The sequence below is a fragment of the Micromonospora sp. CA-259024 genome (assembly GCF_050936255.1).
In the GTDB taxonomy this organism is placed as follows: Bacteria; Actinomycetota; Actinomycetes; order Mycobacteriales; family Micromonosporaceae; genus Micromonospora.
In genome coordinates, this window is the sequence record NZ_JBNJND010000002.1 from 2,358,505 (window position 1) to 2,384,195 (window position 25,691).

20 protein-coding genes are annotated in these 25,691 nt (G+C 71.6%); 14 read left to right on the plus strand and 6 right to left on the minus strand.

The annotated features are described in order from the left end of the window. From ACQEUX_RS30510 to ACQEUX_RS30525, 4 genes are read left to right on the plus strand one after another with little or no spacing between them, the layout of a single operon-like run. The gene (locus ACQEUX_RS30510) at positions 1-921 is read left to right on the plus strand and encodes a carbohydrate ABC transporter permease (protein ID WP_433055773.1); all 921 of its coding nucleotides are present in this window, start codon (positions 1-3) and stop codon (positions 919-921) included. Beyond that, a complete protein-coding gene (locus ACQEUX_RS30515; protein WP_433055776.1) occupies positions 921-1,742 on the plus strand; it encodes a carbohydrate ABC transporter permease in 822 nt (273 codons plus the stop codon). The genes ACQEUX_RS30510 and ACQEUX_RS30515 overlap by 1 nt, the downstream gene beginning before the upstream one ends. Then, positions 1,739-3,826 (plus strand): alpha-galactosidase, encoded by a 2,088-nt coding sequence (locus tag ACQEUX_RS30520; protein WP_433055779.1) that lies wholly within the window; start codon positions 1,739-1,741, stop codon positions 3,824-3,826. Before ACQEUX_RS30515 ends, ACQEUX_RS30520 begins: the two co-directional genes overlap by 4 nt. Before the next feature lie 47 nt (positions 3,827-3,873). Next, a complete protein-coding gene (locus ACQEUX_RS30525; protein ID WP_433055782.1) occupies positions 3,874-6,078 on the plus strand; it encodes a glycoside hydrolase family 27 protein in 2,205 nt (734 codons plus the stop codon). Positions 6,079-6,128: 50 nt separating this feature from the next. On the opposite strand, the gene ACQEUX_RS30530 is transcribed toward ACQEUX_RS30525, so the two are convergent. The 4 genes from ACQEUX_RS30530 to ACQEUX_RS30545 all read right to left on the minus strand — a co-directional run bounded on the left by ACQEUX_RS30530 (position 6,129) and on the right by ACQEUX_RS30545 (position 13,632). Next, positions 6,129-8,555, minus strand: coding sequence for an ATP-binding protein (locus ACQEUX_RS30530; protein WP_433055785.1), 2,427 nt, complete (start codon positions 8,553-8,555; stop codon positions 6,129-6,131). Positions 8,556-8,653: 98 nt separating this feature from the next. Beyond that, the gene (locus ACQEUX_RS30535; protein ID WP_433055788.1) at positions 8,654-11,668 is read right to left on the minus strand and encodes a S8 family serine peptidase; all 3,015 of its coding nucleotides are present in this window, start codon (positions 11,666-11,668) and stop codon (positions 8,654-8,656) included. A gap of 210 nt (positions 11,669-11,878) precedes the next feature. Then, positions 11,879-12,982, minus strand: coding sequence for a DUF222 domain-containing protein (locus ACQEUX_RS30540; protein ID WP_433055791.1), 1,104 nt, complete (start codon positions 12,980-12,982; stop codon positions 11,879-11,881). 170 nt (positions 12,983-13,152) lie between these two features. Continuing rightward, positions 13,153-13,632 (minus strand): winged helix-turn-helix transcriptional regulator, encoded by a 480-nt coding sequence (locus tag ACQEUX_RS30545; RefSeq protein WP_433055794.1) that lies wholly within the window; start codon positions 13,630-13,632, stop codon positions 13,153-13,155. A 105-nt stretch (positions 13,633-13,737) separates the two neighbouring features. Between ACQEUX_RS30545 and ACQEUX_RS30550 the strand changes: the two genes are divergently transcribed. Beyond that, entirely contained in the window at positions 13,738-15,285 is a 1,548-nt protein-coding gene (locus tag ACQEUX_RS30550; RefSeq protein ID WP_433055797.1) for an MFS transporter, read from the plus strand. 8 nt (positions 15,286-15,293) lie between these two features. Here ACQEUX_RS30550 and ACQEUX_RS30555 read toward each other — a convergent pair whose 3' ends face one another. Further along, positions 15,294-16,160, minus strand: a complete 867-nt coding sequence (locus ACQEUX_RS30555) for an oxidoreductase (RefSeq protein WP_433055800.1) — start codon at positions 16,158-16,160, stop codon at positions 15,294-15,296. Between the two features lie 164 nt (positions 16,161-16,324). Between ACQEUX_RS30555 and ACQEUX_RS30560 the strand changes: the two genes are divergently transcribed. Further along, a complete protein-coding gene (locus tag ACQEUX_RS30560; protein ID WP_433055803.1) occupies positions 16,325-17,206 on the plus strand; it encodes a helix-turn-helix domain-containing protein in 882 nt (293 codons plus the stop codon). Between the two features lie 13 nt (positions 17,207-17,219). Here the strand turns inward: ACQEUX_RS30560 and ACQEUX_RS30565 are convergent, their stop codons facing one another. Continuing rightward, positions 17,220-17,729 carry a winged helix-turn-helix transcriptional regulator gene (locus ACQEUX_RS30565; RefSeq protein ID WP_433055806.1) on the minus strand — a complete coding sequence of 170 codons (510 nt, stop codon included), beginning with the start codon at positions 17,727-17,729 and terminating at the stop codon, positions 17,220-17,222. Positions 17,730-17,844: 115 nt separating this feature from the next. On the opposite strand from ACQEUX_RS30565, the gene ACQEUX_RS30570 reads away from it, so the two are divergent. The 8 genes from ACQEUX_RS30570 to ACQEUX_RS30605 all read left to right on the plus strand — a co-directional run bounded on the left by ACQEUX_RS30570 (position 17,845) and on the right by ACQEUX_RS30605 (position 25,677). Further along, positions 17,845-18,624 carry an SDR family oxidoreductase gene (locus tag ACQEUX_RS30570; RefSeq protein ID WP_433055809.1) on the plus strand — a complete coding sequence of 260 codons (780 nt, stop codon included), beginning with the start codon at positions 17,845-17,847 and terminating at the stop codon, positions 18,622-18,624. Positions 18,625-18,662: 38 nt separating this feature from the next. Beyond that, on the plus strand, positions 18,663-18,995 hold the full coding sequence (locus ACQEUX_RS30575; RefSeq protein ID WP_433055811.1) for a nuclear transport factor 2 family protein: 333 nt from the start codon (positions 18,663-18,665) through the stop codon (positions 18,993-18,995). 398 nt (positions 18,996-19,393) lie between these two features. After that, positions 19,394-19,567: a hypothetical protein gene (locus ACQEUX_RS30580; RefSeq protein ID WP_167517360.1), complete on the plus strand. Its 174-nt coding sequence runs from the start codon at positions 19,394-19,396 to the stop codon at positions 19,565-19,567. After that, positions 19,564-20,568, plus strand: coding sequence for a glycosyltransferase family 4 protein (locus ACQEUX_RS30585; RefSeq protein ID WP_433055816.1), 1,005 nt, complete (start codon positions 19,564-19,566; stop codon positions 20,566-20,568). The genes ACQEUX_RS30580 and ACQEUX_RS30585 overlap by 4 nt, the downstream gene beginning before the upstream one ends. Before the next feature lie 116 nt (positions 20,569-20,684). Then, positions 20,685-21,821 (plus strand): glycosyltransferase, encoded by a 1,137-nt coding sequence (locus ACQEUX_RS30590; RefSeq protein WP_433055819.1) that lies wholly within the window; start codon positions 20,685-20,687, stop codon positions 21,819-21,821. Then, the gene (locus ACQEUX_RS30595) at positions 21,818-22,870 is read left to right on the plus strand and encodes a glycosyltransferase (RefSeq protein WP_433055822.1); all 1,053 of its coding nucleotides are present in this window, start codon (positions 21,818-21,820) and stop codon (positions 22,868-22,870) included. Before ACQEUX_RS30590 ends, ACQEUX_RS30595 begins: the two co-directional genes overlap by 4 nt. Beyond that, entirely contained in the window at positions 22,867-24,399 is a 1,533-nt protein-coding gene (locus ACQEUX_RS30600) for a glycoside hydrolase family 130 protein (protein ID WP_433055825.1), read from the plus strand. The genes ACQEUX_RS30595 and ACQEUX_RS30600 overlap by 4 nt, the downstream gene beginning before the upstream one ends. 63 nt (positions 24,400-24,462) lie before the next feature. Continuing rightward, a complete protein-coding gene (locus ACQEUX_RS30605; protein WP_433055828.1) occupies positions 24,463-25,677 on the plus strand; it encodes a PP2C family protein-serine/threonine phosphatase in 1,215 nt (404 codons plus the stop codon). Positions 25,678-25,691 lie beyond the last annotated feature (14 nt).

A 25,691-nucleotide genomic window follows, 5' to 3' on the forward strand; every position in this document is an offset into this window, starting at 1 on the left:
GTGACCGCAACAATCTCCACGACTTCGGTCACCCCCACCCAGCGGCGGCGGCGACGGTCGGCTCGACTGTCGCCGCTGCTGGTGGCGTTCGTCCTCGTTCCGTTCGCGGTCGAGAGCGTCTGGGTGTTCTGGCCGGCGCTCCAGGGCTTCTGGTTCTCCCTCACCCGCTGGGACGGAATGTCACCGCCGACCTTCGTCGGCACCGACAACTACGTCGAGCTGGCGAGTGACGCCACCTTCCGGGGCGCGCTGCTCAACACGGTCATCTGGCTGGTGCTCTTCGGCGGCCTCTCCGTGCTGGGCGGCTTCGGCATGGCGCTGGTCCTGCAGAAGGAACGACGCGGGGTCGGCTTCTACCGGGCCGCGCTGTTCACCCCGGTGGTCTTCTCGCTGGTGGTGACCGCGCTGGTCTGGCGGGTCTTCTACCAGCCCGACGGCATCGCCGACACGCTGCTGCGGGCCGTCGGCCTGGAGAGCCTGATCCGGCCCTGGCTCGCCGATCCGGAGACCGCGCTGTACGCGGTCATCCTGCCCGCGCTGTGGCGGCAGATCGGTTATGTCATGGTGCTGTTCCTGGCCGGGCTCAAGGCGATCGACCCGGCGCTGCACGAGGCGGCCCGGATGGACGGCGCCAACTCCTGGCAGCGGCTGCGGCATGTCACCATCCCCCAGCTCAAGGGGGTCAACGCCGTCGTGCTGTCGGTCATCGTGATCGACTCGCTGCGCTCGTTCGACATCGTCTGGTCGCTGACCAAGGGCGGGCCGTACCACTCGTCGGAGCTGCTCAGCACCTACATGTACTCGACCGCGTTCCAGAGCCTGCGGCTGGGCTACGCCTCCGCGATCGCCGTCGTGATCTTCGTGCTCGCGCTGGCCGTCATCCTCGGCTACCTGGTTCGCGCGTTCCGGGAGGAAGCGTGATGAACAAGCTCCGTACCGGGGCCTTCCACACCGGCATGATCCTGCTCTCGCTGCTGTGGCTGGGCCCGGTGATCTGGGTCGTGGTGATGTCCACCCGATCGTTCGACGACATCGCCGCGCACGGCGTGGGCAGCCTGCCCCAGTCGTTCACCCTGGACACCTACCGGCAGGCCTGGACCGACGGCGGCGAGCTGCGCGCGCTGATCAACAGCATGCTGGTCACCGTTCCGTCGGTGGCGTTGAGCCTGGGGCTGGCCGCGATGGCCGCGTTCGCCCTGAGCCGCTTCCGGATCCCCGGCCGGCGGACCATCCTGCTGCTGATGCTCGCCGGCAACCTGCTGCCACCGCAGATCCTGCTCATCCCGGTGGCCAAGTTCAGCGAGCTGACCGGCCTGTACGACACGCTCTGGGCGCTGATCGCGGTGCAGGTCGGCTTCGGGCTCGGCTTCTACACCTTCGTCCTGCACGGCTTCATGCGGGACCTGCCGGGCGAGATCCAGGAGGCGGCGACGATCGACGGCGCCGGCACCGCGCAGATCTTCACCAGGGTGATGCTGCCGCTGACCCGGCCCGCGCTGGCCGCTCTCGGCGCGCTCTCCTTCACGTGGATTTTCAACGACCTACTCTGGGCGATCACCGTGCTACGTACCGACGACAACATGCCGGTCACCCCGGCTCTGCTCGCACTCCAGGGACAGTTCGTCTCGTCCTGGAACGTCATCGCCGCCGGTACGGTCATCGCGGCCGTCCCCACGGTCGCGGTCTTCCTGCGCTTCCAGCGGCACTTCGTCTCCGGTCTGGCGCTCGGAGCGGTCAAGTGACCGCCGCGACTCCGCAGCGCTGGACGCTGCGCGGCGCGCACACCGAGTACACCGTGACGGTGCCCGCGCACGGCCGCTGGCTGGAACTGGTCGCGTGGGGACCGCACGGCGTCTCCGACGGCCCGTCGCCGGTCGCCTACGACGGCCCGGTGCCGTTCCTCACCACCGGGGACGCCGCCCCCATCGAGTACGCCACCGACGCGGACCGGCCGTTCACCGGTGCCGACCTGGTGATCGAGACCGCCAACGGGCAGCGCCGGGTGGGCTTCGTCCACACCGACGCGCGGGTCGACGCCGATCAGCGGGAGCTGGCGGTCGACTTCGCCGACCCGGTGACCGGTCTGCGCGCCACCGTGCACTACCGGGTGCCCGCCGGCACCGACGTGGTGCAGCGGTGGGTGGAGCTGACCAACGACGGCACCGGCCCGCTGCGGGTGGTCCGAGCCGGCTCGGGCGGGTTCTCCGTACCGACTCCGCACGGCGCGCTGCTCAGCCACCAGTGGGGGCAGTGGGCGCAGGAGTTCCAACTCGCCCACGTCGAGCTGGGCCACGGCGCGTTCACCATCGGCAGCTCCCAGGGCGTACCAGGGCACCTGCACGTGCCCTGGCTGGCCGTACGGGACACCGCCGAGCCGACCGGCCCGGCCTGGGCGGTGGCGCTGGCCTGGACCGGTTCGTGGGAGATCAGCGCCGAACGGGACACCGGCGGCCTGACCCGGGTCCGCGCCGGCCGTCAACTGGTCGACGGCCCGCTGGAACTGGCCCCCGGTGAGCGGCTGACCCTGCCCGAGGTCACCGGCGCGTACAGCCCGGACGGCCTGGACGGGCTCGCCCGGGTCTGGCACACCCACCAGCGGCTGCTCGCCGGTGAACGACTCACCCCGCGCCCGGTGCTCTACAACTCGTGGGAGGCCACCTACTTCGCGGTCGAGGCGCAGAGCCAGTTGGCGCTCGCCAAGGTCGCCGCCGAGCTGGGTGTGGAGACGTTCGTCGTGGACGACGGCTGGTTCGTCGGCCGTAACGACGACACCGCGGGACTGGGTGACTGGACGCCCGACCCGGCGAAGTTCCCGGCCGGGTTCGACGCGTTCATCGCCGACGTCCGCGCACTGGGGCTGAACTTCGGGCTCTGGGTCGAGCCGGAGTGCGTCAACCCGAAGTCGACCCTCTACGCCGAGCACCCGGAGTGGGTCTACTCCGTCGACGGTCGACCGCTCACCCCGGTCCGCAACCAGTACCTGCTGGACCTGGGCCGACCGGAGGTGGCCGAGTTCGTTCACTCCACCGTGGACGGTCTGCTACGCCGGTACGACATCGACTACCTGAAGTGGGACTTCAACCGGCCGCGTACCGAGCCGGGGCGCCCGGGTGGGGTCGGCCCGATCGATCTGGACGGCGCGCACGTGGCCAACCTGCACCGGATCTACGAGCGGCTGCGTCGGGACCACCCCGGCGTGCTGATCGAGGCCTGTGCCGGCGGGGGCGCGCGAACCGACCTGGCGATGGCCGCCCGGGCCGACGTCTTCTGGCCCAGCGACAACACCGGTCCGCTGGACCGGCTGGCCATCCAGTACGGCTTCCTGCACGCCAACGCCCCGCACCTGCTCAGCTCCTGGGTCACCGACGCGCCCGGCATGTTCGACCCCCGGCCGCGAACGCTGGCGTTCCGGTTCGTCCTCGCGATGGCCGGTGTGCTCGGCATCGGAGCGGACATCCGGGCCTGGACCCCCGCCGAGCGGGCCGAGGCGGCCGGCTGGATCGCCCGCTACAAGGAGATCCGGGACGTCGTCACGCACGGCGAGGTGCACCTCATCGGCGGCCCCGACCAGGCCCGTTGCGCGGTCCAGTACACCGCCCCGGACGCGAGTCGGGTGGTCGTACTGGCCTGGCACACCGGCCGACTCGACGGTGCCGGCCTGCTCCCGTCCCGCCCGGTCCGGTTGCCACTGCGCGGCCTCGACCCGGCGGCCCGCTACGGCGACGGTGAGCGGCACTACTCCGGCAGCCACCTCAGCGCGGTCGGCCTGCCCGTGCAGTGGAGCCCGACCCACGACGCCGACCTCATCGTGCTGACCCGCGACTGAGGCCGGAGCACCACCACACCCCACCCCCGAGGGACAGGAGTACCTCCATGCGCCTGATCCGACCGCTGACCGCAGCCCTGGCCGTTCTCGGCCTGGGCTTGGCCAGCCCCATGCCGGCCATGGCCGGCCCACCGCACGCCGGTCCACCGCAGGTCGGCCACGGCCCCGGCCACGTTCCGGTCGCCACCGGCGCGGAGGACCAGGGCGCGCCCGCCTTCTTCAACAGCGGGCTCGCCCCGACGCCCTACCAGGGCTGGAACACCTACTTCGGCCTCGGTGGCGATCCCACCGAGGCTGAGGTCCGGTCGGTCACCGACTTCATGGTCCACAGTGGCCTCCGGGATGCCGGCTACACCTACGTCTGGATCGACGGCAACTGGGCCGCGCCCACCCCGCGCGACGAGGCCGGCAGGCTGGTCGCCGACCCCGCCCGCTTCCCGGGCGGGATGGCCGCGCTGGCCGCGTACATCCACAGCAAGGGGATGAAGGCCGGCATCTACACCGACGCCGGTCCGTACCTGCCAGGGCAGTGCGGGCTCGGCAGCAACGGCCACTACCAGGCCGACATCGCCCAGTTCGCCGGATGGGGCTTCGACGCGCTCAAGGCCGACTGGCTCTGTGGCCGGGCCGCCGGACTCGACCCGGAGACCACCTTCCGTGAGCTCGCCGAGGCGGTACGCCAGTCGCCCCGACCGATGCTGCTCAACATCTGCAACCCGGTCAGCTCCGACTGGGGTGGTGGCCCGTACACCCCCGAGCAGCTCTCCACCTGGAGCTACACGTACGCGCCCACCGTCGCCGACTCCTGGCGGACCTACACCGACGTGGGGCTCACCGACCCGACGCCGCAGTGGGCGTACCCGTGGGTGCTGCGCAACATGGACGTCAACGCGTACCACCCGGCGGCCACCGGCCCGGGGCACTACAACGACCCGGACTACCTGCTGCCGATGCGTCCCCTGCCCGACGGCGGGTACGAGCTGAGCCTGGACGAGTCCAAGACGCAGCTCGGCATGTGGGCCATCATGGCTGCGCCGCTGGTGATCGGCTCCGACCCGCGTGGCCTGCCGAAGGAGATGATCTCGGTGTTGACCAACCCGGAGATCGTCGCGGTGGACCAGGACCCGCTGGTCCGACAGGGCGTCAAGGTCACCGACACCGGTGTCGACGCGCAGGTCTGGAGCAAGGTGCTCGCTGGTTCCGGCAAGCGGGCGGTCGCGCTGCTCAACCGGCACGACACCGCCCAGGAGATCACGGTGAACTTCGCCGACGTCTCGCTCGGTGGGTCGGTCCGCGTCCGTGACCTCTGGTCCCGTTCCACCGTGGACGCGCAACCCGCCACCCCGGGCGTCCAGCCGTTCACCGGCTCCTACACCGTCGAGGTGCCGGCGCACGGCGTGGCCATGCTGGGTCTGACCGGCACCGACCAGGTCGCCGGTGCCGACCTCGGCGGCACCGCCAGCGCCAGCCCGGCGCTGGTCCGGGTGGACGACACGCACGCCACCGCCTTCGTCCGCGACGCGGAGGGAGCGTTGGCGGTCAACACCCGCTCCGGCGCGACGTGGGGGAACCGCTGGACCTCGCTCGGCGGTCCGGTCGACGGTCGGATCCTCGGTCAGCCGGCGGCGTACGGCTCGGCAGACGGGCGGCTCGACGTCTTCGTACGCGGCACCGACAACGCGGCCTGGCAGCGTAGCTACACCGCCGGGAAGTGGGGACCGTGGCGCAGCCTCGGCGGCACGTTGACCGACGGTCCCACGGTGGCCTGGACCAGCCCGACCCAGTGGACGCTGGTCGCCCGTGGTGCCGACGGCAAGCTTTGGTCGCGTACGCCGAGCACCGGCTGGACCAGCGTCGGGGCTCCGGAGAACCGGCCGTTCTACGGCCGGCCGAGCGCTGTCGTCGACGACGCGGGCGTGCTGCACGTGGCGGTCCGCAGTCGCACCGACGAGGTGTGGTGGAGCAGCCGCACCGGCACCACCTGGTCGGCTTGGACCAACCTGGGCGGCACCACCAGCGGCAGCCCGACGCTGCTCGCCACGGCCGGCCGGGTCTACCTGTTCTCGCTGGCCGCCGACAACCGGCTCTGGCAGCGCAACCTGACCGATGGCGCGTGGGGCGGCTGGTTCCGACGCGGTGAGTTCACCACCGACGCGTTCCGAGGCGCGCCGGGGGCCGCCGCGGGTGCCAACGGCAGCGCCTGGCTGGCGGTACGCGGCGTGGACGACCGGGTGCACCAGATCGTCCTCTGATCCATGGTGGCGGGCCGTCGACTGGCGGCCCGCCACCCAGGCAGCCGTGCTCAGGCCCTGACGAGTTCCCGCCATCGGCGCTGGGCAGCCAGGGCCAGCGGCGCGTCCCGGCCCGCGATCCCGGCCTCCAACTCGGCGACCGCTTCCGCTGCCCGCGCCGGTTCACCCGCCGCGGCCGCCGCCTCCGCCAGCACCAGCACCGCCTCGACGGCCCACGCCAGAATGCCCTTGCCGCGTACCAGTGCCAGCGCGTCCGTCGCGTGCCGGACGGCCTCGTCCGGCCGCTCGGCCAGGGCGAGCCGGGCCAGTGCCGAGAGTGCCTGCACCAGCGGCCAGATCGCGCCAACCCGTCGGGCGTCGGCCACCACCTCCCGCAGCGCCCGTTCGGCGTACTCGACCTCGTCTCCGCTTCCGGCGGTACGGGCCAGCACGGTGGCCAGTTCGACCCGCGCGTCCAGCAGGATGACCGGCATCCGCTCGGCGGAGGCGACCAGCCGGGTGAGCCGTTCGGCGAGCCCGTCCAGCCGCCCGGCGGCCCGGTCCAGCGACAGCTCGGTCACCTCCACCAGGCACGTCAGTCGCTCGTACCCGGTCTCGTCGACAAACGCCCGGCCGGCCGCCAGGAGCGCTTCGGCCTGCTCCGGGTGCCCGGCGTGCAACGCGCCCTGCGCCCAGTTCAGGCAGGCCCGGGCATGCTCGCGGGGCCGGTCGGCCAACTCGGCGGACGCCCGCAGCTCCGCGATGATCGCCCAGGCCGCCGGGTCGCCCAGTTCCAGTAGCAGGGAGGCTCGGGCGATGCGGACCGCCAGGTGCGCCGCCGGGTCCCCGCTGGCCGTCGCGGCGCTCTCCGCCTCCGCGCAGCGGGCGAGGTGGTCGTCGACGTGCCGGCCGACGACGGTGTCGGGGGCCGCCAGCACCGCGAGCGCCGGGGCCTTGCGGCGCGGTGCGCGCAGGTACGGCACGGCACGCTCGATCTCGGTGTACCCGCGCAGTGCCTCGCCCTGCTGGCGCAGCATCCGCCCGAGTACCAGACCCAGCTCACCTCGGGCGCCGGGCGGCAGCCGCCGGTCGGCGAGCAGCCGTTCCAGCACCGGGATCGCCTCCGCCTGGCTGAGCCCGTCGATGGCGGACCGGCCAAGCTTTGCGGCGAGCCGGACCCGTACCGGTCGGGGTAGCTCGGCGATGCCCATCGTCTGGAGCAGGAAGCTGGCGGCGGTCGCGTCATCGCCGCGTTCGGTGGCCAGGTCGGCGGCGGCCTCGGCGTTGCGGACGAAGTCGGCACCGCTGCCGGCCCGGCGATAGTGGTGCGCGAGTTGGGCAACCGGCCTCGGCAGCTCCTGCTCCAGGACTCGCGCGACACGCAGGTGCAGCCACTCCCGGTTCTCCCGGGGCACCAGGTCGTACACCACCTGCCGGGCCAGGTCGTGGCGGAACCGCAGGCCGTCGCCGGCGTCGTGCAGCAGTCCCGCCCGGTGCGCCGCGGCCAACGCGGCGCCGACCGCCATCCGGTCCAGGCTGAGCACCGAGGCGAGGATGCGCTGGTCCGGTGCCAGCCCCAGCACGGCGGCGGCACCAAGCACCTCCCGGGTGGCCTCGTCGAGCGGGCGCAGCCGCCAGAGCAGCACGTCCCGCAGGACGAACGGCACGCTGTCGTCCGCCAACGGGTCACCGCCCCGCTCGGCGAGCGTCCGCAGAACCTCCTCGACCACGAACGGGATGCCGGCGGTCCGGTCGAGCAGGGTGGCGGTCAGTTGCTGCGGCGGATCATCGAGCCGCAGGGTCCGGGCGGCCAGCCGGCGGACGTCGTCGGCGTCCAGCGGGCTGAGCGGGACACGGGTGACGCTCCATGGTGGAGTGCGCGCCAACGCGTCGTGGATCGGCGTACTGCCTCCCGGTGCCGCGGTGCGGGCGGTCAGCACCACCGCCAGCCCGTCCACCGGATGGGTGCTCAGGTAGGCGAGGAACTCGCAGGTCGCCGGGTCGGCCCAGTGCAGATCCTCGAGCAGCAGCGTGGCGGGGCTCAGTGCGGTCAGCACCGCCGCGACGGCCCGGAGCAGGCGGTGCCGCTCGGCCGCCGGGTCGGTCAGCGGGGGTGGCGCGTCGGGCAGTACGTCGGCGAGTTCGGGCAGTAGCGGCGCGAGGGCGCCAGCGACCGGGCTGAGCGCGTCGAGTCGGTCCGCGCTGCCCCGGATCGCGTCCAGCAGTACGCCGAGCGGGAAGGGCTCCGGCACGTCGTCGCACTCGCCGACGAGGTGGCGCCCGGAAAGTTCGGCGAGCAGTTCGGCCACCAGCCGGCTCTTACCGATCCCGGGCTCGCCCTCCAGCAGGATCAGGCAGGGCGGGGCTTCGACGAGCCGGCGTAGCTGGGCCAGTTCCGCCGCCCGTCCGACGAACTCGACTGGTCCGCGCAGACGTTCGGGGCGGACGGGAGATAGGCCCCCGCCGCCCCGCGTCTTGTCCTCGCCGCCGTCGATCACCGTGGGGCCGAGCAGATCACCCCTGCCCGAACGGACGGTCGGCCGGCGGATCGGCGGTGACCTGGGTCACACACCGGGCCACCGGCCTGTTGGCATCGTCAGGACTCGACGGTGACCGGCACGGTCTTCAGCGAGCCGTCACCGTTGCGGAACTCCAGCACCCCGATGTAGCGCTGTCCGGGGGCGAGGCCGGACCAGCGCAGGGTCAGGTTCGCCGTCGCGCCCGGCTGCACGCTGCGCTGCTTCGGGTCGATGGTGAACCGGCCGGTGGACGTACCCGGCGCGCCCGGCAGGTAACTGGTGACGGTGTACGCGTTGGCGCCGTCCGCGATGTTCTCGGTGAACTCCTGCTCGACGACGACGATGTAGTCACCTGCGCCGTCCGGCAGATTCACCTTGGCGCCGTCCCGACCGCTGACCGTGGCCGTGACGAACTTCCCGTCCTTGTCGTAGACGTTGAGGCTGAACTCGGTGCACTCCATCACCCCCTCCTCGTCGTCCCAGTCGATGTGGGAGCAGGTGGGCCGCTCCGACGTCACCTGCACGAGTGGGTTGCGGGTGCCGGCCGGCACGTGGAGCGTGGTCCTGCTGATGGAGGCGGGCAGCGGCACCGGCAGGTTGTTCGACGTGCTCCAGTCCCAGCTCGGCCCGTCGCCCTGCAGGGTGACCACGTTGCTGGTGCCCGAGGTCAGGCCGGAGAGCTGGGAGATCAGCTGACCCTTGTAGCCGACCTCGGCGGCGATCCGGACGCTGCCGGAGGTGCCCTTGCCGGTGATGGCGTCGGGGGCGACCAGCCCGGAGTTGTGCACGACCAGCGGGCTGCGCACCTCGTGCGTGAACTGGTCGCGCCAGGTCAGCGCGCCGTCGGCCCAGGTGTCGAACGGACCGCCGGTGTTGGTGACCTCCACGGTGAAGCGCGCGGTCTTGCCGGGACGGATCTGCATCTTGGCCGGGGTGACCTTGACCCTGTAGCCCGGCGGGGTCTGCACCGACGACGTGTAGGTGCTGGTCTTGTCGCTGACGTTGGTGACGGTACGGGTGACCGTCTGCGTGCCCACCATCCGTCCCAGCGAGATCGACGGGTAGTTGAGCTGGGCCGTGTCGATCGCGCCGATCGTGTCGCAACCCTCCAGGTCGGCGAGCCCGAAGTCGCTGCCCCGGTCGGCGGAAACGCCGCACAGGTACTGGATCCAGTCCTGCTGGTTGGAGTCGTACACCAGCCCCGGGTCGAAGGCGCTGCCCGGCTTCACCTGGCCGGCGCCGTAGTTCAGCGGCGTGGCGTCGTACGTGCCGATCTTGATCGGGTTGCCCTTGTCGGTCTTGTCCACCGCGCTGGTCATCAGCGCCGAGCGGACCGCCGCCGGCGACCAGTCGGGGTGCTTGGCCAGCAGCAGGGCGGCGATGCCGGCGATGTGCGGCGCCGCCATCGAGGTGCCCGACTCCAGAGCGAACTTGTTCCCGCCGATGGACGGGGAGAAGGCCGCGACGATGTCCTGGCCCGGCGCGCTGATGTCCGGCTTGAGCAGCTCGCCGGCGTTCAGGTTAGACGGGCCGGCCGAGGAGAACGCGGCGACCGCGGGCGCCTCGACGGTCTCCAGCTTGCTCGGCGAGATGGTCGCCGTGGCGTTGCCCTGTGCGACGTACGCGGTGACCGTGGCCAGGTCGACCTCGTTGATGTGCACGGTCGGCACGGTCTGCACGTCGGCGTTGAGGGAGTTCAGCTCCTCGTTGTACAGGACCATGCCGATGCCGCCGGCCCGGGCCACCTCGATGCTCTTGTCGGTACGGGGGATCTCGCCGCGCACGCAGAGCACGATCGCGCCCTTGACCTTGGCCGGATCCAACGTGTCGTCGGCGCAGAGACCGGCACCGTACGCACCGTTCGGGTCGAGCGCGCTGTCCTTCGCGAAGACCAGTCGGGCCGGCCCGACGCCGGTCTCGCCCATGCCCACACCGGCGATGGTGGTGCCGTTGCCGAGGGTGAGCGTCCGGGTGTTCTGCCGGTCGGTGGTGCTCGCGGCCACCGTGGTCAGCCACGGCGTCGAGTTGTCGACGGTGTTGGCGAACGGGCCGGAGTTACCGGCGGCGGCAGCGACGAAGACTCCGGCGGCTGCGGCGTTGAAGAAGGTCGCGTCGACCGCCCCGAACCGCTCGGTGTCGTCCCCGATCGAGTAGTTGATCACGTCGACGCCGTCGGCGACCGCGTCGTCGATGGCGTGCACGATGTCGATGTCGGTACCGGTCGCTCCACCCGCGCCGTTGTCGTAGAGCGCCTTGTAGATCGCCAACCGGGCCGCCGGCGCCATGCCGGAGATCATGCCCAGGTCCTGGGTCCCCGACGTCGCCGGTACGCCGTGGTTGCCGGCCGCGGTGCTGGCCGTGTGGGTGCCGTGGCCGTTGCGGTCACGGGGCGAGGAGTAGTCGTCCGGGAACGCGTCGGCGATCCCGCTGTCGTTGTACCAGCGGGCTCCGATCACCTTGTTGTTGCAGGTGACCGGTGCCTCGACGCCGACGTCGCAGGTGCCCTTCCACTTGGCGTCGATGATGGCCTGGTCCGGCCGGGGGCTGGGCAGCGGCGCGAAGCTCGCGCTCTCCGGCCAGTAGCCGCTGTCGATGACTCCGACGATGACACCCTCACCCGCGCGGGAGTCTCCGCCGAACTCGTTCTGCCACACCCCGCCCTTGCCGGTCAGGCCCAGGTACTCCGGAGTGTGCGAGGTGGTCGCGTGCACCTTCTGGCTCTCGTACACCGCCCGCACGCCGTGCGTGGCGCGCAGCCGGGCGGCCTGCGGCCCGGTCAGGTCGGCGGCGAAGCCGTTGAACGCGGTCTCCATGGTGACGCGGGTGCGGTCGGCGGGCACGCCGACGCGGTCCAGCACGGACGTGCGCTTCTGGCGCAGGTGATCCCGGTACGCCTGCGCGTTGCCCGACGTGCGGTTCAGCTTGGCGCCGTCGGTCGGCTTGGTCGCCGGGATCCCGGGGACACCGCCGGTGTAGGTGGCCAGCGGCTCCTCATCGAGCTGGACGAGGTAGCGGGCGGTCGGTCCGCTGCTGGCCGGCGCGGCGGACGCGCTGCCTGGCAGGCTGGTCAGGCCGGCGGCGGTCAGTGCCACGGCGGCCAGCATGCTGACCCCGCGCCTGGCCCGTCCGGTCCGATGTGCGTTCGGTTGTGGCACGTCGTTGCCTCCACGTTCGGTGCCGGCCGCCACGGCTGATGACGGTGGCCGAAACCTAGGAGCGGTATCGATCATCGAGAAGCACTCGTAACCTGGATGTCATCCTGGAAACAAGCTCGTAACACAACGGGTACTTTGCGCGTCATTTCAGGCCGCCGGGTGCGTCGCTCGACCGGGCCTGCGCGGTGCACACCGTGGTCCGCCGGCACTGGTCCGCGCCAGCTGCACCGTCCACTCGCCGTGGTGGATGTGTCGGTGATGGTGGCCGCAGAGCAGCACGGCGTTGGCAAGGTTGGTGGCACCGCCGTCGGCCCAGTGCTGGATGTGGTGGGCGTCGCACCAGCGGGGTGGTCGGTCGCAGCTTGGGAAGGCGCAGCCGCGGTCGCGCAGCACCAGGGCTCGGCGTAGCGGGCCGGTGACGAGTCGGCGTTGCCGGCCGACGTCGAGGACCTGACCTGCGCCGCCGAGCACGGCGGGGAGGATGGTGGCGTCGCAGGCGAGTCGCCGGACGGTTTCCGGGGTGAGCCGCAGGCCGGTGTCGAGGGCCCCGCTGCTCAACTGCCGTGTCAACTCGTCATAGCCGGTGGTGACGACGATCTGGGCGTGTTCGCCGCCGTGCTCGGGCAGCCCGCCGGTGCGCAGCGCCAGGCGGCACACGTCGGCGAGGGCGTCGTGCCGGCGTTGCCCGGGGGTGCGTGTGTCGTCGGGCCCGGTGGGTGCGGTGAGGGGGTCGATGGCGGCGCGGAGCAGGCCGGCGGTTTCGGCGTCGAGGGTGCCGCTGAGTCGGAGTCGGCCGTCGGTCTGCTCGGAGAGGGTGAGGTGGCGGTCGCGGGTGGTGTCACGGGCCTCGGCCGCCATCGCGGCCTGGGCGGCGGCGTCGGCTATGTCGGGGGCCACGTGGCCGAGGATCCGTGTGCCCAGTTTGCGGAGCAGGGTGGGGTCGAACTGGCTGGCCCAGTCGGTGAGCACGGTGACGGCCTTGTCGGCGGCTTCGGGCCCGGCGGCCGTGTGCACGGTGGTGACGGTGTCGGCGATGACCCGGGCCTGGTCGAGGGTGGTGTGCCCGTCGGCCAGGGCTTGACGAATTCCGGGGTTGGCGGCGGGCGGCGGGGATGGTGAGGTGGAGTCGTTCGCGCAGCCAGACCGCAGTAGAGGAGGCGCCCTGCGCGCGGGCCGTGCCGCGGCCGTCGAGTTCGCGGACCAGGGCCAACTTGACTGCGGCGAGGCGTTGCTCCAGGCGGTGCGCGGCATCGAGCGCCGCGATCAGGTCGTGCTCCGGGAGGGCCCAGGCGGCGGCGTCAACGCAGGCAGCGACCGCGTCGTCTCCCTGGGCCAGCTCCTCAACCATTGCCCGAGGCTAGAACAGGTGTGCGACTCTTCCAGTCATCATGATCTATTGACGGGGTTGGCAGCTTCAGGCGTCAGTCGCGTCGGACCAGGCCGGGCCCGGCGGCGATGTCGATGCCGCCGTCCTCGATGTCGTGGCCGGCGGCGCAGCGGAGCACCGCACGAACCGGCTCGCCACAGTTGTGGTGGGTGGCGGTGACGGACGGCCCGGCGTCGTCGGCGGCCCAGGTGTCGCCCCAGTTGCGCAGCGCGGTGATGACGGGCAGCAGTTCGCGACCCTTGCGGGTGAGTTGGTACTCGTGGCGGGTGCGTTGCCCCGGCTCCCGGTAGGGGATTCGTTCGAGGAGGCCGGCGGCGACCATCTCCTTGAGTCGGGCAGCCATGGCGGGCTCGCCGACGCCGACCCGGCGGACGAAGTCGTCGAAGCGGCGCGTGCCGAGCAGGGCCTCGCGCATGATCAGAATCGTCGACCGGCTGCCCACGATGTCCATCGCCCGTGCGACCGAGCAGTTCGCCGTCGACCAGGAGTCGCGGTCCTCCCGTAGGTCTTCCATGTCGCCAAGCTTACCTGACTTGCGTCAAGGCTAGTCAGGTGCTTCACTGGGTCGCTGCTGGCTTCATTCAACGCAAGTCAGCCCGACCAGCCCTAAGGACGTCCAGTGACCACCAGCACCACCGAACCGACCGCACCGGGCTCGGCCGCCAGGGCCCGCGCATCCGTTCGCGGCTCCCGCCCGGTGACCCTGATCGCCATGTGTCTGGGCGCGATGATCACGTTCCTGCAGATCACCGCGACGGTCTCCGCCCTGACCACCATCCAGCGGGACCTACGAGTCGACCCGACCACCCTGATCTGGATCCCCAGCGCCTACACGCTGGTGGTGGCGAGCGTGGTGCTGTCCGCCGCCACCCTGGGCAACAGGTACGGGCGCAAGCGCATGTTCGGTGCCGGCGTCAGCGCGATGATCGTTGGTGGCGTCGTCGTGGCCAGTGCCCCGACCGTGGGGTGGGTGATCGCCGGGCAGCTGGTCGCGGGCCTCGGCGGGGCCCTGATCCTGCCGAACAGCCTGGCGATCCTCGGCGCGACCTTCACCGATCCGCACCGCCGCACCGAGGTCATCACCGCCTGGTCGGCGGCCTCGGGCATCGGGCTCGCCGTGGGCCCGCTCATCGCCGGCACGCTGCTGCGGCACTACCAGTGGCACAGCGTCTACCTGTCGACGGTCGTGCTGGGCGTGGCCACCCTCGTCATCGCCGCCATCGGGGTGACCGAGTCCCGGCCCAGCGCAGCCCGACTCGACGTACCCGGCCTGTTGCTCGGCACCATCGCCATCGCCGCCGCCGTCTACGCGATGATCCAGGGCGGCCGGGACGGCTACACCAGCCCGGTGATGACGGCGGCCTGGGTCGTCTCGGCTCTCGCACTGGTCGGGTTCGTGCTGGTCGAGCTGCGGGCCACGGCGCCGATGCTCGACGTACGGCTGTTCCGGTCGGCGTCGTTCAGCGCCGTCATGGTCGTCGCCGCGGTGTCGCTGTTCGGCTTCACCGGCGTGGCGATTCTGCTGGTCCTCTTCCACGAACGTGCCCAGGCACTCAGCCCGCTGGACACCGGCTGGCGGATGTTGGTGCTCTTCGGCACCTACGTGCTCGTCGCCTTCGGCGCCGGGCGGGTGATCCGTCGTACCGGCTTCAAAGCCCCGCTCACCCTCGGCCTGGTCCTCGGTGCGGTGGCGAGTTTCGCTCTGGCAGCCCAGGGGCCGACCGCTTCGTTCGGTCACCGCTGGCCGCTGTTCGCGCTGTTCGGTGCCGCGGGCGCACTGGTGGTGGCCCCGGCGACCGCCGCGGCGTTGGCCAGCGTCGCGCCCGCTCAGGCCGGCATGGCCTCCGGCGCGGTCAACGCCGCCCGCCAGGTCGGCTCGGTGCTCGGCTCGTCCCTGCTGGGCACGCTCCTCACCACCACGATGGTGACCGACCTGCCCGACCGGCTCGCCGCCCACCAGGTCGGCGAACCCATGCGGGACGCTGTGCGGGCGGCGGTGGCCACCGGTGCCACCGGTGACCAGCCGCTGCCCGATCCGGTACGGGCGGCGCTCGCCGAGGCACTGACCGCTGGAGTTCAGGCCGGCCTGCGGGTCAATGGCGTCGTCTTCCTGGTCACCGCCGTGCTCGCGCTCACGCTCGTCCGCAACCGGCCGCACCAGCACTAGGACGCCGATCACCCGCCGATGGTGTCGAGCTCCTCGATCACGTCGGCCGGCAGCTTCAGGTCGGCCGCGGCGACGTTCTCCCGCAGGTGCGCCATGCTCGACGTGCCGGGGATCAGCACGGTGGTGGGAGACCGCTGGAGCAACCAGGCGAGGGCGACCTGCTGCGGCGAGGCGCCAACCCGGGCGGCGACGTCGTTGAGCGTGTCGGACTGCAGCGGAGTGAACCCGCCGAGCGGGAAGAACGCGGCGAACGCGATGTTCTCGGTCGCGCACCGGTCGACCAGGGCGTCGTCCTGCCGGTTGGCGAGGTTGTAGAGGTTCTGCACCGTGACCACCGGGGCGATGGCCTGGGCCTCGGTGAGCTGGTTGAGCGTGACGCCGCTGAGCCCGAGGTGCCGGATCAGGCCCTCCTGCCGCAGCTCCGCCAGGGCGGCGAACTGCTCCCCGAGGGGTGCGTCGATGCTGCTCTCCGTCGCGCCCACCCGCAGGTTGACCACGTCGAGGACGTCCAGGCCGAGATGCTGGAGGTTCTCCCGCACCTGGGCCTTGAGGTCGGCCGGCTCCAGGGACGGGATCCAGGAGCCGTCGGCGCCGCGACGCGCGCCGACCTTGGTCACCAGGTGCAGATCCGCGGGGTACGGGTGCAGCGCCGCACGGATCAGCTCGTTGACCACCACCGGGCCGTAGAAGTCGCTGGTGTCGATGTGCCGGACACCGAGGTCGACGGCCTCGCGGAGCACGGCGAGCGCCTGTTCCCGGTCGCGGGGCGGGCCGAAGACGCCCGGGCCGGCCAACTGCATCGCCCCGTAGCCCATCCGGCTCAGTGTGAGGCCGTCGGCCGGGGTCAGGGCACCGCCGGGAAGGTTCTCGCTCATGTCGTCCTCTATCCGTTCTCAGGAGGGTCATGCGACTGTCCGGGAAGCCGGGTCCGTCGCGCACCGACGACTGTGCGTCGCCGCCCGGCCTCCCGGCAGGGCGAGATGTTCCTGGTAGTGACACGACCAGTCACCGGTCGGCGAAGCGGCCTACCGTCGAGGGCATGGACGCGACCAACCAGCTCGGCGACTTCCTGCGCAACCGCCGGGAGCAGGTCCGGCCCGAGGATGTCGGGCTCAGCCCGGGCGTGGGCCTGCGCCGGGTGCCGGGCCTGCGGCGCGAGGAGGTGGCGATGTTGGCCGGTATCAGCGCCGACTACTACCTGCGGTTGGAGCAGGGTCGCGAACGGCACCCCTCGGTGCAGGTCCTCGATGCCCTGGCCGGGGTGCTGCGGCTGGACCCGGAGGCGACCGCGTACATGATCGGTCTGACCCGCGCCCGGTCCCGCCGCGCGGCCCGCCCGGCCACCGAACGGGTGCCGGCCAGCGTCCTGCACCTGGTGCGGGGGCTTCCCATGCCGGCGTTCGTGCAGAGCCGCTACCTCGACGTTCTGGCCTCGAACCGGATGGCACGGGCGCTGTCGCCGAACCTCGCGCCCGGCGTCAATCGGCTCCGGGCGGCCTTCCTCGACCCGGCCGAGCGGGACTTCCACCGCGACTGGAGGCAGGCGACCGCGAGCGTGGTGGGGCAGATGCGTGCCGACTCGGGTGGGGCGGCCGACGATCCCCGGCTCGCGGCGCTGGTGGGCGAGTTGTCGATCAAGGATGACTGCTTTCGACGGTTGTGGGCGCGCCACGAGGTGCGTCGGCGCGAGGGCGTCATCAGCCGGTTGCGCCATCCCGAGGTGGGTGACCTCGACCTGTACTGCGACAAGCTCGCCGTGGCCGGCGCCGACGGGCAGCTTCTGGTGATCTACCACGCCGAGCCCGGTACGGAGTCCGCGCGTTTACTGGCTCTGCTCGGCTCGATTGCCGCCAGCACCCAGGACGACATCCCGGACAGCCTCCGGCCGGGCGATCCGGCCCGCCTCTACCCCTCGGAGTGAGCGGGCGGCCCCGTCAGGGCTGGCGCGGGGTCGCCTGGGTGGGGATGTGCTCGTAGCGCTTGCGCATGGTCTCGCTGGCGGCCGGGCCGGCGGCGAAGACGAAGTCGGCGTCGTCGAGCGGGCGCCCGGTGTTGCGGTCCACGATCACCGGGTCGGCCTCCACGCCGGTGGTCCGGTCGACCAGGATCATGCTGCGCTCGCTGGGGTCGAGGCGTGAGTTGCCCCATGCGGCGAGGGCGACGACGACGGGGCGCAGGCTGCGGCCGAGGTCGGTGAGGACGTACTCGTAGCGGTCGGGCCTGGTCTGGTAGCGGCGTCGTTCGAGCAGCCCCTGACCGGTGAGCGTCTTCAGCCGGCTGGTCAGGATGCTGGACGAGACGCCCAGGTTGGCCTGGAACTGTTCGAACCGGGTATAGCCGTCGAAAGCGTCATGCAGGATCAGGAGCGTCCACCACTCGCCCACGTGGCCCAGTGCGCTGGACAGTGGGCATTCGCGGTCCTCCAAGCGGATCTTCCCGGCCACAGACGTGCCCTCTCCCGAGTTGGTGCTAGTGTCGAAGTCAGTAGGTGCTGTTTCAGAAGTAACTATACGACGTCGTGACGACGTCCGCCCCATGCTGGGCAGACAGGAGTAACAGATGTCCGAGCGGGACTCACTGCACGGCCGACGTGCCCTGGTTACCGGCGGAACGAAGGGTGCCGGTGCGGCGATCGCCGCCCGGCTGCGCGAGGTCGGTGCGGACGTCTGGGTCAGCGCCCGCGGCGAGCCCGAGGGGTTCGAGTTTCCGGACCGGTTCATCGCGGCCGACACGTCGACCGTGAACGGCGCGGAGGCGGCGGCCGAGCGTCTGCTCGGCGAGGGCGGCGCGGACATCGTCGTGCACGTCGTCGGGGGGTCGCGGGCCCCGGCCGGTGGTTTCGCCGCGCTCACCGAGGAGGCCTGGATGGAGGAGTTGAACCTCAACCTCCTGGGCGCGGTACGCCTCGATCGACGCCTCGTTCCATCCATGATCGAGAAGCGCGCCGGTGTGATCGTGCACTTCTCGTCGATCCAGCGCCGCAAGCCGATGTACGAGGCCACCCTGGGGTACGCGGCCGCCAAGGCCGCTCTGACCGCGTACAGCAAGGGCCTGGCCAACGAGCTCGCGCCGTACGGCATCCGGGTCAACAGCGTCGCACCCGGCTTCATCCAGACCACCGCCGCCGACGCGCTCGTCGACCGTCTCGCCGCCGGGAACGGCGTCGACCGGGACACGGCCCTCGGGCAGTTGATGGACTCCCTGGGCGGGATCCCGCTGGGTCGTCCGGCTCAGCCGGCCGAGGTGGCCGACCTGGTGGCCTTTCTCGTCTCCGACCGTGCCTCCGCGATCGTCGGCGCCGAACACGTCATCGACGGCGGCACCATTCCGACGGTCTGACCGGGCCGGGCGACAGCATCCAGAAGGGACATCGAACCATGACTCCCAACCAGGTCACGCCGACCATCATCCGCCGGTACTTCGAACTCGCCGGCCAGCCGGACTCCGAGGACTACTTCGCCCTCTTCGCCGAGGACGCCGTCGTCGAGGACGAGTCGACCGAGTATCGCGGCATCGCGGCCATCCGCGAGTGGCGCCGCGAGGTGCCGCGGGTGTCGTACGAGCTCACCGACGTGGAGGAGACTCCCGCCGGCACCGTCGTGACCGCGACGATCACCGGCGACTTCCCGGGCAGCCCGTTCGCCGGGCTCCGGTTCCGCTTCAGTGGCTACGACGACAGTGCGATCCGGGTGCTGCGCATCGCACCCTGACGGACTTGTCCGGGGGTGCGCGATGGGTGGGGCGGTGCTGTCAGCGTACGCCTCCGCGACCCACGCCGCTGTGCAGCACGTTTCCGACAGGCCCGGCCGCCGGTGCGCGTGCGGCCGCACCGCGCGAGAGCGTACGGTGAACATGTCGCCCGGGATCCCGGTGGCCGCCAGACGCCGTCGCCACCAGCCCATCAGGGGCGTTACCGATCGTCATCCCCCATCGCCGCGACGTGCTGGTCGTGTTGGTTGATCGCCGACCACGCCCCGACCACGCCCCGACTGTCGGATTCGCCGGTCATCGCAGCCGGGACGGGTGGTGGTCCGGATCCGACCTGCGCGCGCACACCACTGTCCGTGCGAATGATCATTCTGAACGCCTTAACCCAGGGGAGCACTAGATGAGGATCGCCAGGCACAGGATCGTCAGCGCACTTCGCGACCGGGGCCAGCAGGCCAGGGCCGACTGGGTCGAGCGCGAGCTGCCGGAGCGCGTGGACCCGGCGAAGCACTCCGGGCTGCTCGCCACCCTGCACCTCGACCCGGCTGACCTCGCCGACGCGCCCTCTCCGTGAGGGTTGCGCTGCTCGGACCGGTCGCCTGGCGAACGCCCCCGCACCACTACGGCCCCTGGGAGCAGGTGACCGGCCTGCTCGCCGAGGGGCTGGCCAGCCGCGGCGTCGACGTGACGCTGTTCGCCACGCTGGATTCCGTCACCTCCGCCCAACTCGACGGCGTGTGTCCCCGCGGGTACGCGGACGACCCGGACATGGACGGGCGGGTGTGGGAGGCGATGCACGTCTCCCACGCGATGGCCCGCTCGGCGCAGTTCGATCTGGTGCACAGCCACCTGGACTGGCTGCCGCTGGCCTTCGCCGAGCACTGTCGTGCTCCACTGCTCACCACCGTGCACGGCTTCTCCGGCGCGGGGATCCTGCCCGCGTACGGCCGCGCCCGCTCGTCGTACGTGTCGATCTCCGACGCTGACCGGGCACCGGAGCTCGACTACGTCGCCACGGTGCACCACGGCGTCGATCTCAGCGGGCTGCCGTTCACCAGCGACGCTGGCCCCGGGCTGGCCGCCTTCGGCCGGATCCACCCCGACAAGGGCACCCACACCGCGATCGAGATCGCCCGTCGCGCCGGCCGACCCCTGACCATCTGCGGCATCGTGCAGGACGAGCGGTACTTCGCCGAACAGGTGGCCCCGCACATCGACGGCGACCAGGTCGTCTTCCTCGGGTCGGTGGGTCCGCGGCGGCGGGCGGAGGTGCTGGGCGACAGCACCGCACTACTGCATCCGATCGCCTTCGACGAGCCATTCGGACTGTCGGTGGTGGAGTCGATGGTCTGTGGCACTCCGGTCGTCGCGTACAGGCGGGGGTCCATGCCGGAGGTCGTCGACGACGGGGTGACGGGCTTCCTTGTCCACACCGTCGACGAGGCCGTCGACGCGGTCACCCGGGTCGTCAGCCTCGATCGGGCCGAGTGCCGGGCGCGGGCTCGGCAGCGCTTCAGCGCGGACCGGATGGTCACCGACTATCTCGCCGTCTACGACCAGCTCGTTCGCAACTGACTGAACCGCCCCGAACCCCGCTCCGCCGGTCACACACGCTGACCGGCGTGCGCCGTGACCGCGTGAGGCTCGCCTTTTGTTCAGGCAGCGGCCGACAACCGGAAGGCCCGACGTCCATGCCCAGCTACGGATTTCTCAGCACCCACCCACCGACCCGGTGTGGGCTGGCCACGTTCAACTCCGCCCTCGCCGCCCAGTTGACCGCCGATGGCACGCGCGGCGGCATCGTTCGGGTCACCGACCACGGCGACGACCAGCGGCCCGTGCCCGGGGTCGTGCACACGTGGTCGGCGCGTACCCCGGCCGGCTGGCGGGACGCGGCGACCGCCCTGAACGCCTTCGATGTGGCCATCGTCCAGCACGAGTACGGCATCTACCCCGGCAACGACGGCGAGGACGTCCTGCCGTTGCTGCGGCGGCTCACCGTGCCGAGCATCGTGGTCCTGCACACCGTGCTCCGGCAGCCCTCCGCCCGGCAGAAGTCCCTGTTGGAGCAGATCGTGGCCACTGCCGGGGCAGTCGTCACGATGACCGACACCGCCCGCGACCGACTGCTCGTCGGGTACGCCGTGACAGCGGGCAAGGTGACGGTCATCCCGCACGGCGCCGCCGAGCTAGCCGGTGTACCCGTCGACCGGCGTACCCGCCCGCACCTGCTGACCTGGGGGCTGCTCGGCCCCGGCAAGGGCGTCGAGTGGTCGCTGCGGGCCCTCGCGCGGTTGCAGGATCTGGAACCGACACCCACCTACACGGTGGCGGGCCGGACCCACCCGAAGGTGATCGAGCACCACGGTGAGACGTACCGGGCGGGGCTGCACCAGCTCGGTGCCCAGTTGGGCATCGCGCACGCCGTCGACTACCAGGACGTCTACCACGACCAGGAGGCACTGGGTCGGTTGATCCGCTCCGCCGACGTGGTCGTCCTGCCCTACGACTCCCGCGAGCAGGTCACCTCCGGCGTACTCATCGAAGCGGTGGCCGGCGGGGTGCCCGTCGTGGCGACGGCGTTCCCGCATGCTGTCGAGCTGCTGACCGGTGGGCCGGGTCTGGTCGTACCCCACCAGAATCCGGCGGCGCTGGCCGCGGCGATCCGGCGGATCCTGACCGAACCGGGCTTGGCCGCGCGGCTGGCCGGCCGGGTCCGGCCGCTGGCCGCGCACCTGCGCTGGCCGGCGGTGGCAGCCCGCTACGGCACCCTCGCCGAGCAGCTCATCGACGCCCGCTCGCCCGCCGTCAGCGCGGCGTTGGCATGACCGCGACCACCGGCCGCCCTCGGACACCGACGCGTAAGCACTGGGTGACGGCGCCCGCCCCGAGCTTCGCGCACCTGGCCCGGTTGAGCGACGACACTGGTCTCTTCGAGCATGCCCGGCACGCCATCGTCCGCCGCGAGCACGGCTACTGCACCGACGACGTGGCCCGCGGCCTGGTCGTCATCAGCCGCGAGCCGGCGCCGAGCGAGGAGTTGCTCCGGCTCGCGGAGTGCTACCTCGCGTTCCTGACCCACGCGCAGGACCCCGGCGGCGCCTTCCACAACCGACTCGGCCACGACCGACGCTGGGCCGACGAACCAGGGCTCGGCGACTGGTGGGGCCGGGCCCTGTGGGGCCTGGGCACGACCGTCGCCCGCAGCCCCGCGCCCTGGTTACGGGAGGAGGCGCTGGTGGCGTTCAGCCGGGGTGCCACCCAGCGCACCCGGGCCCCGCATGCGATGGCCTTCGCCGGCCTGGGTGCGGTCGAGGTGCTCCGTCGTCACCCGGGCCACGTCGCCGCGGCGTCCCTGCTCGCGGACGCGGCCAGCACGGTCGGCCCAGCCGGGTCCGACCCGCGGTGGCCGTGGCCGCGGCAGGAGCTGACCTACGCCAACGCGGCTCTCGCCGAGGTGGTCATCGCCGCCAGCCAGCTGCGCGAGGGTGGTCCACCCCTCGACGACGGTCTGCGGATGTTGACCTGGCTGCGTGACGTCCAGCTCCGCGAGGGACGACTGTCGGTCGTACCCGCCGGGGGGTGGCGGCGCGGCGCCGTACGACTGCACCACGACCAGCAGCCGATCGAGGTCGCCGCGTTCGCCGACGCCTGCGCCACAGCGGCCACGGTCACCGGAGACCCGGACTGGGACGACGGGGTGCGACAGGCGGTCGGGTGGTTCCTCGGCGAGAACGACCTCGGCACGCCGATGTGGGATACGGCGACCGGTGGCGGCTACGACGGGCTGACCGCGCACGGACCCAACCTCAATCAGGGCGCCGAATCCACCCTCGCGCTCATCGCCACCCTGCAGCACGCCCGGCGGTGGTCGTGACCGGGGTTGCGGCCGTCCGGCAGGAGGCCACCCTCACCCCGGATCCACGCCGGGTCATCGTCAAGCTCTTCGTCCCAGGTGAGGACGCCGCGGTGGTACGCACCCGCGCGCGGGCGCTCATCGACCGGGTCGCGCACCTCGACGACGAGGAAACCGGCCGGCTGTTGCGGGACACCTTCGACCGCTTCGCCGCCCGGCACCGCGACCTGGCCGGCACGTTCCACCACCATTACGACCTCGTCCGGCACCGTGCCGCCCGCGCCCGGGACCTCTCGCCCACCAGTCGGCTGTTGGTCGGCGCCTACTTCAGCCATGAGTACGCCGTCGAGGCCGCCGCCCTCTGCAACCCATCCCTGGTGGCCCACCCGGACCAGACCGATCTGGGCGCCGGCCAGTTGCGCGTCGCGGTCAGCCTGCGCCAGATCGGCGAGGGCCACCTATCGTCCATCGGGTTCGCCACTGCGGTCCTCGGACCCGGGCGACAGCTCACTGTCGCCGACCGATCCGGTCCGCTGACCGTTGGGCAGCGAATGGGCGTACGGCACCGCCGGGACCTGCTCGTGGCCGGCCTCGCCGAGGAGGACTGCGACAACGAGGTAACCGCCACCGTGCTCGACGCTCTGCCCGAGCGGTACGACGAGGCCACCTTCGAGCGGGTGCTCGGCAACCTGCCGCCGGATCTGCTCTCCCGCAGCACCGGGTTGGGCACTCTCGAACAACTGCGTCGCACCAACGCGGGCAGCTATGCCACGGCGTTTCCCGCCGACACCGCTTTGCACCAACGGGTGCTCTGGCCGGCCACCCCGAGCGAGGGCAACGGCATGGAGGATGCGCGGTTCGTCCGGTTCGTGGATGACTCCGGGCCGGTGTACCGGGCCACCTACACCGCCTACGACGGCCGGAGTATCGCCACCCGCGCGCTGGTCAGCACCGACCTGCGCCGCTTCGAGATGACCCCGATGCGCGGCCCGGGCGCCGCTAACAAGGGGATCGCGCTGTTTCCCCGTACCGTCGGCGGCCGGCACCTGGCGCTGTGCCGCGCCGACGGCGAGACGATCGGCCTGACCATCCTGGACGGCGAGAACCGCTGGCAGGCACCAACCCCGCTGCACGCCCCGCGCGACAGTTGGGAGTTGATCCAGGTCGGCAACTGCGGATCTCCCATCGAGACCGACGCTGGCTGGCTCGTACTCACCCACGGTGTCGGGCCGATGCGCCGGTACGCGATCGGCGCGCTCCTGCTCGACCTGCAGAGACCGGAGCGGGTCGTCGCGCACCTGCCTGGTGTGCTCCTGTCACCCGACGAGAATGACCGGGACGGGTACGTACCCAACGTCGTCTACTCCTGCGGGGCACTCGTCCACGATGGTGAGCTGTGGTTGCCGTACGGGGCGAGCGATGCCCGAGTGGGTTTCGCCAGCGTGCCGGTGCCCGCCCTCCTCGCGGCAATGGTGGAGTCCCCGACCAGGAACCGGGATGGCCGAAGGGCAACGTGGCCGCCGCATGTTGACGGCGGCAGGGCAAGATAGCGCTGTGGCGGGGCCACCGCCGCGCTCCTGCGGCGGGGGAGGGGAGACACGGGGAGGTGGAGCTTGGTCGACGTCGGTGAGATGGTGCGTTGGCTGCAGCTCAACGCGCCCCGTGGTGGGCCGGACGAGTTGTCCCAGCTGGTCGTCCGTGCGGCTCCCGCCATCAACGCCAGCGAGATCGTGATCTACCTGGCCGACTACACGCAGTCCCTCCTCGTGCCACTGCTCGGCGCGGGTCTCGTCCGGGACGAGCTGTCGGTCGACACGACCCTCGCCGGCCGGGCCTTCACCAGTCTCGACATCCAGCGCGCGGCCGACAGCCCGGATCGGGTCTGGGTGCCCCTGCTGCTCGGGTGCGAACGGATGGGCGTGCTGGAAATCGTCTCGCCGGCCGCAGCCGACGAGACCATGGACGGGCCGGCCTGGGAGGTGGCGGTCACGATCGCCCAGATCCTGGTCAACCGGCGGCTCTACGGCGATGTGGTCGAGCGGATGCGGCGCCGTCGCCCAATGCAGGTCGCGGCCGAGATCGTGTGGGGCCTGCTCCCGCCGCTGACCTTCGCCACCGACGACCTGCTGATCACCGCCATCCTCGAACCGTGTTACGACGTCGGTGGCGACATCTTCGACTACGCGCTGAACGGCGACGTGCTCAGCGTCGGGCTGTTCGACACCTGTGGGCACGGCATGAAGGCGAGCGCCCTGGCCTCGCTGGTGATCAGCGCGTACCGCAACGCCCGCCGGTGCGGCCTCGACCTGGTCGACACCGCCACCAGCATCGACCGGTGGGTGCGTTCCGAGCACCCGAACTTCTTCGCGACCGGGCTGCTCATCGAGTTGAACCGCCGGACCGGCCGACTGAGCATGATCAACGCGGGTCATCCCGGTGCGATGTTGCTGCGCGACGGTAAGGCCATTCGGGAGTTCCCGGGGCCGACCGCGTTGCCGCTCGGTCTGGGCCACCTGTCCCCCCGCCGTCCGCGGGTGCACGTGGAGGATCTGCACCCGGGCGACCGCATCCTCGGCTACACCGACGGCATCACCGACGCGCGGAGCGCGGAGGGGGAGCACTTCGGGCTGGACCGGCTCGTCGACTTCGTCAATCGCGCACTCAACGACGGGTTGCCCAGCCCGGAGACGATGCGTCGCCTGGTGCGCGCGGTCGTCGGCTACCAGGACGACAAGCTTGAGGACGACGCGACGGCGCTCTTCGTGGAGTGGCAGCCGCCGCACCTGCCGCTCGGGCACCTCCGCGACCTCGCCGCGCCCCGACCCTGACCGCACTCGGTCGG

Bases quoted from the DNA above. Each gene is read 5' to 3' on its own strand.
- ACQEUX_RS30515 (WP_433055776.1), top strand. From the start codon at position 921: ATGAACAAGCTCCGTACCGGGGCCTTCCACACCGGCATGATCCTGCTC.
- ACQEUX_RS30525 (WP_433055782.1), top strand. From the start codon at position 3,874: ATGCGCCTGATCCGACCGCTGACCGCAGCCCTGGCCGTTCTCGGCCTG.
- ACQEUX_RS30540 (WP_433055791.1), bottom strand. From the start codon at position 12,982: ATGCCGCGCACCGCCTGGAGCAACGCCTCGCCGCAGTCAAGTTGGCCC.
- ACQEUX_RS30545 (WP_433055794.1), bottom strand. From the start codon at position 13,632: ATGGAAGACCTACGGGAGGACCGCGACTCCTGGTCGACGGCGAACTGC.
- ACQEUX_RS30555 (WP_433055800.1), bottom strand. From the start codon at position 16,160: ATGAGCGAGAACCTTCCCGGCGGTGCCCTGACCCCGGCCGACGGCCTC.
- ACQEUX_RS30560 (WP_433055803.1), top strand. From the start codon at position 16,325: ATGGACGCGACCAACCAGCTCGGCGACTTCCTGCGCAACCGCCGGGAG.
- ACQEUX_RS30570 (WP_433055809.1), top strand. From the start codon at position 17,845: ATGTCCGAGCGGGACTCACTGCACGGCCGACGTGCCCTGGTTACCGGC.
- ACQEUX_RS30575 (WP_433055811.1), top strand. From the start codon at position 18,663: ATGACTCCCAACCAGGTCACGCCGACCATCATCCGCCGGTACTTCGAA.
- ACQEUX_RS30580 (WP_167517360.1), top strand. From the start codon at position 19,394: ATGAGGATCGCCAGGCACAGGATCGTCAGCGCACTTCGCGACCGGGGC.
- ACQEUX_RS30590 (WP_433055819.1), top strand. From the start codon at position 20,685: ATGCCCAGCTACGGATTTCTCAGCACCCACCCACCGACCCGGTGTGGG.
- ACQEUX_RS30595 (WP_433055822.1), top strand. From the start codon at position 21,818: ATGACCGCGACCACCGGCCGCCCTCGGACACCGACGCGTAAGCACTGG.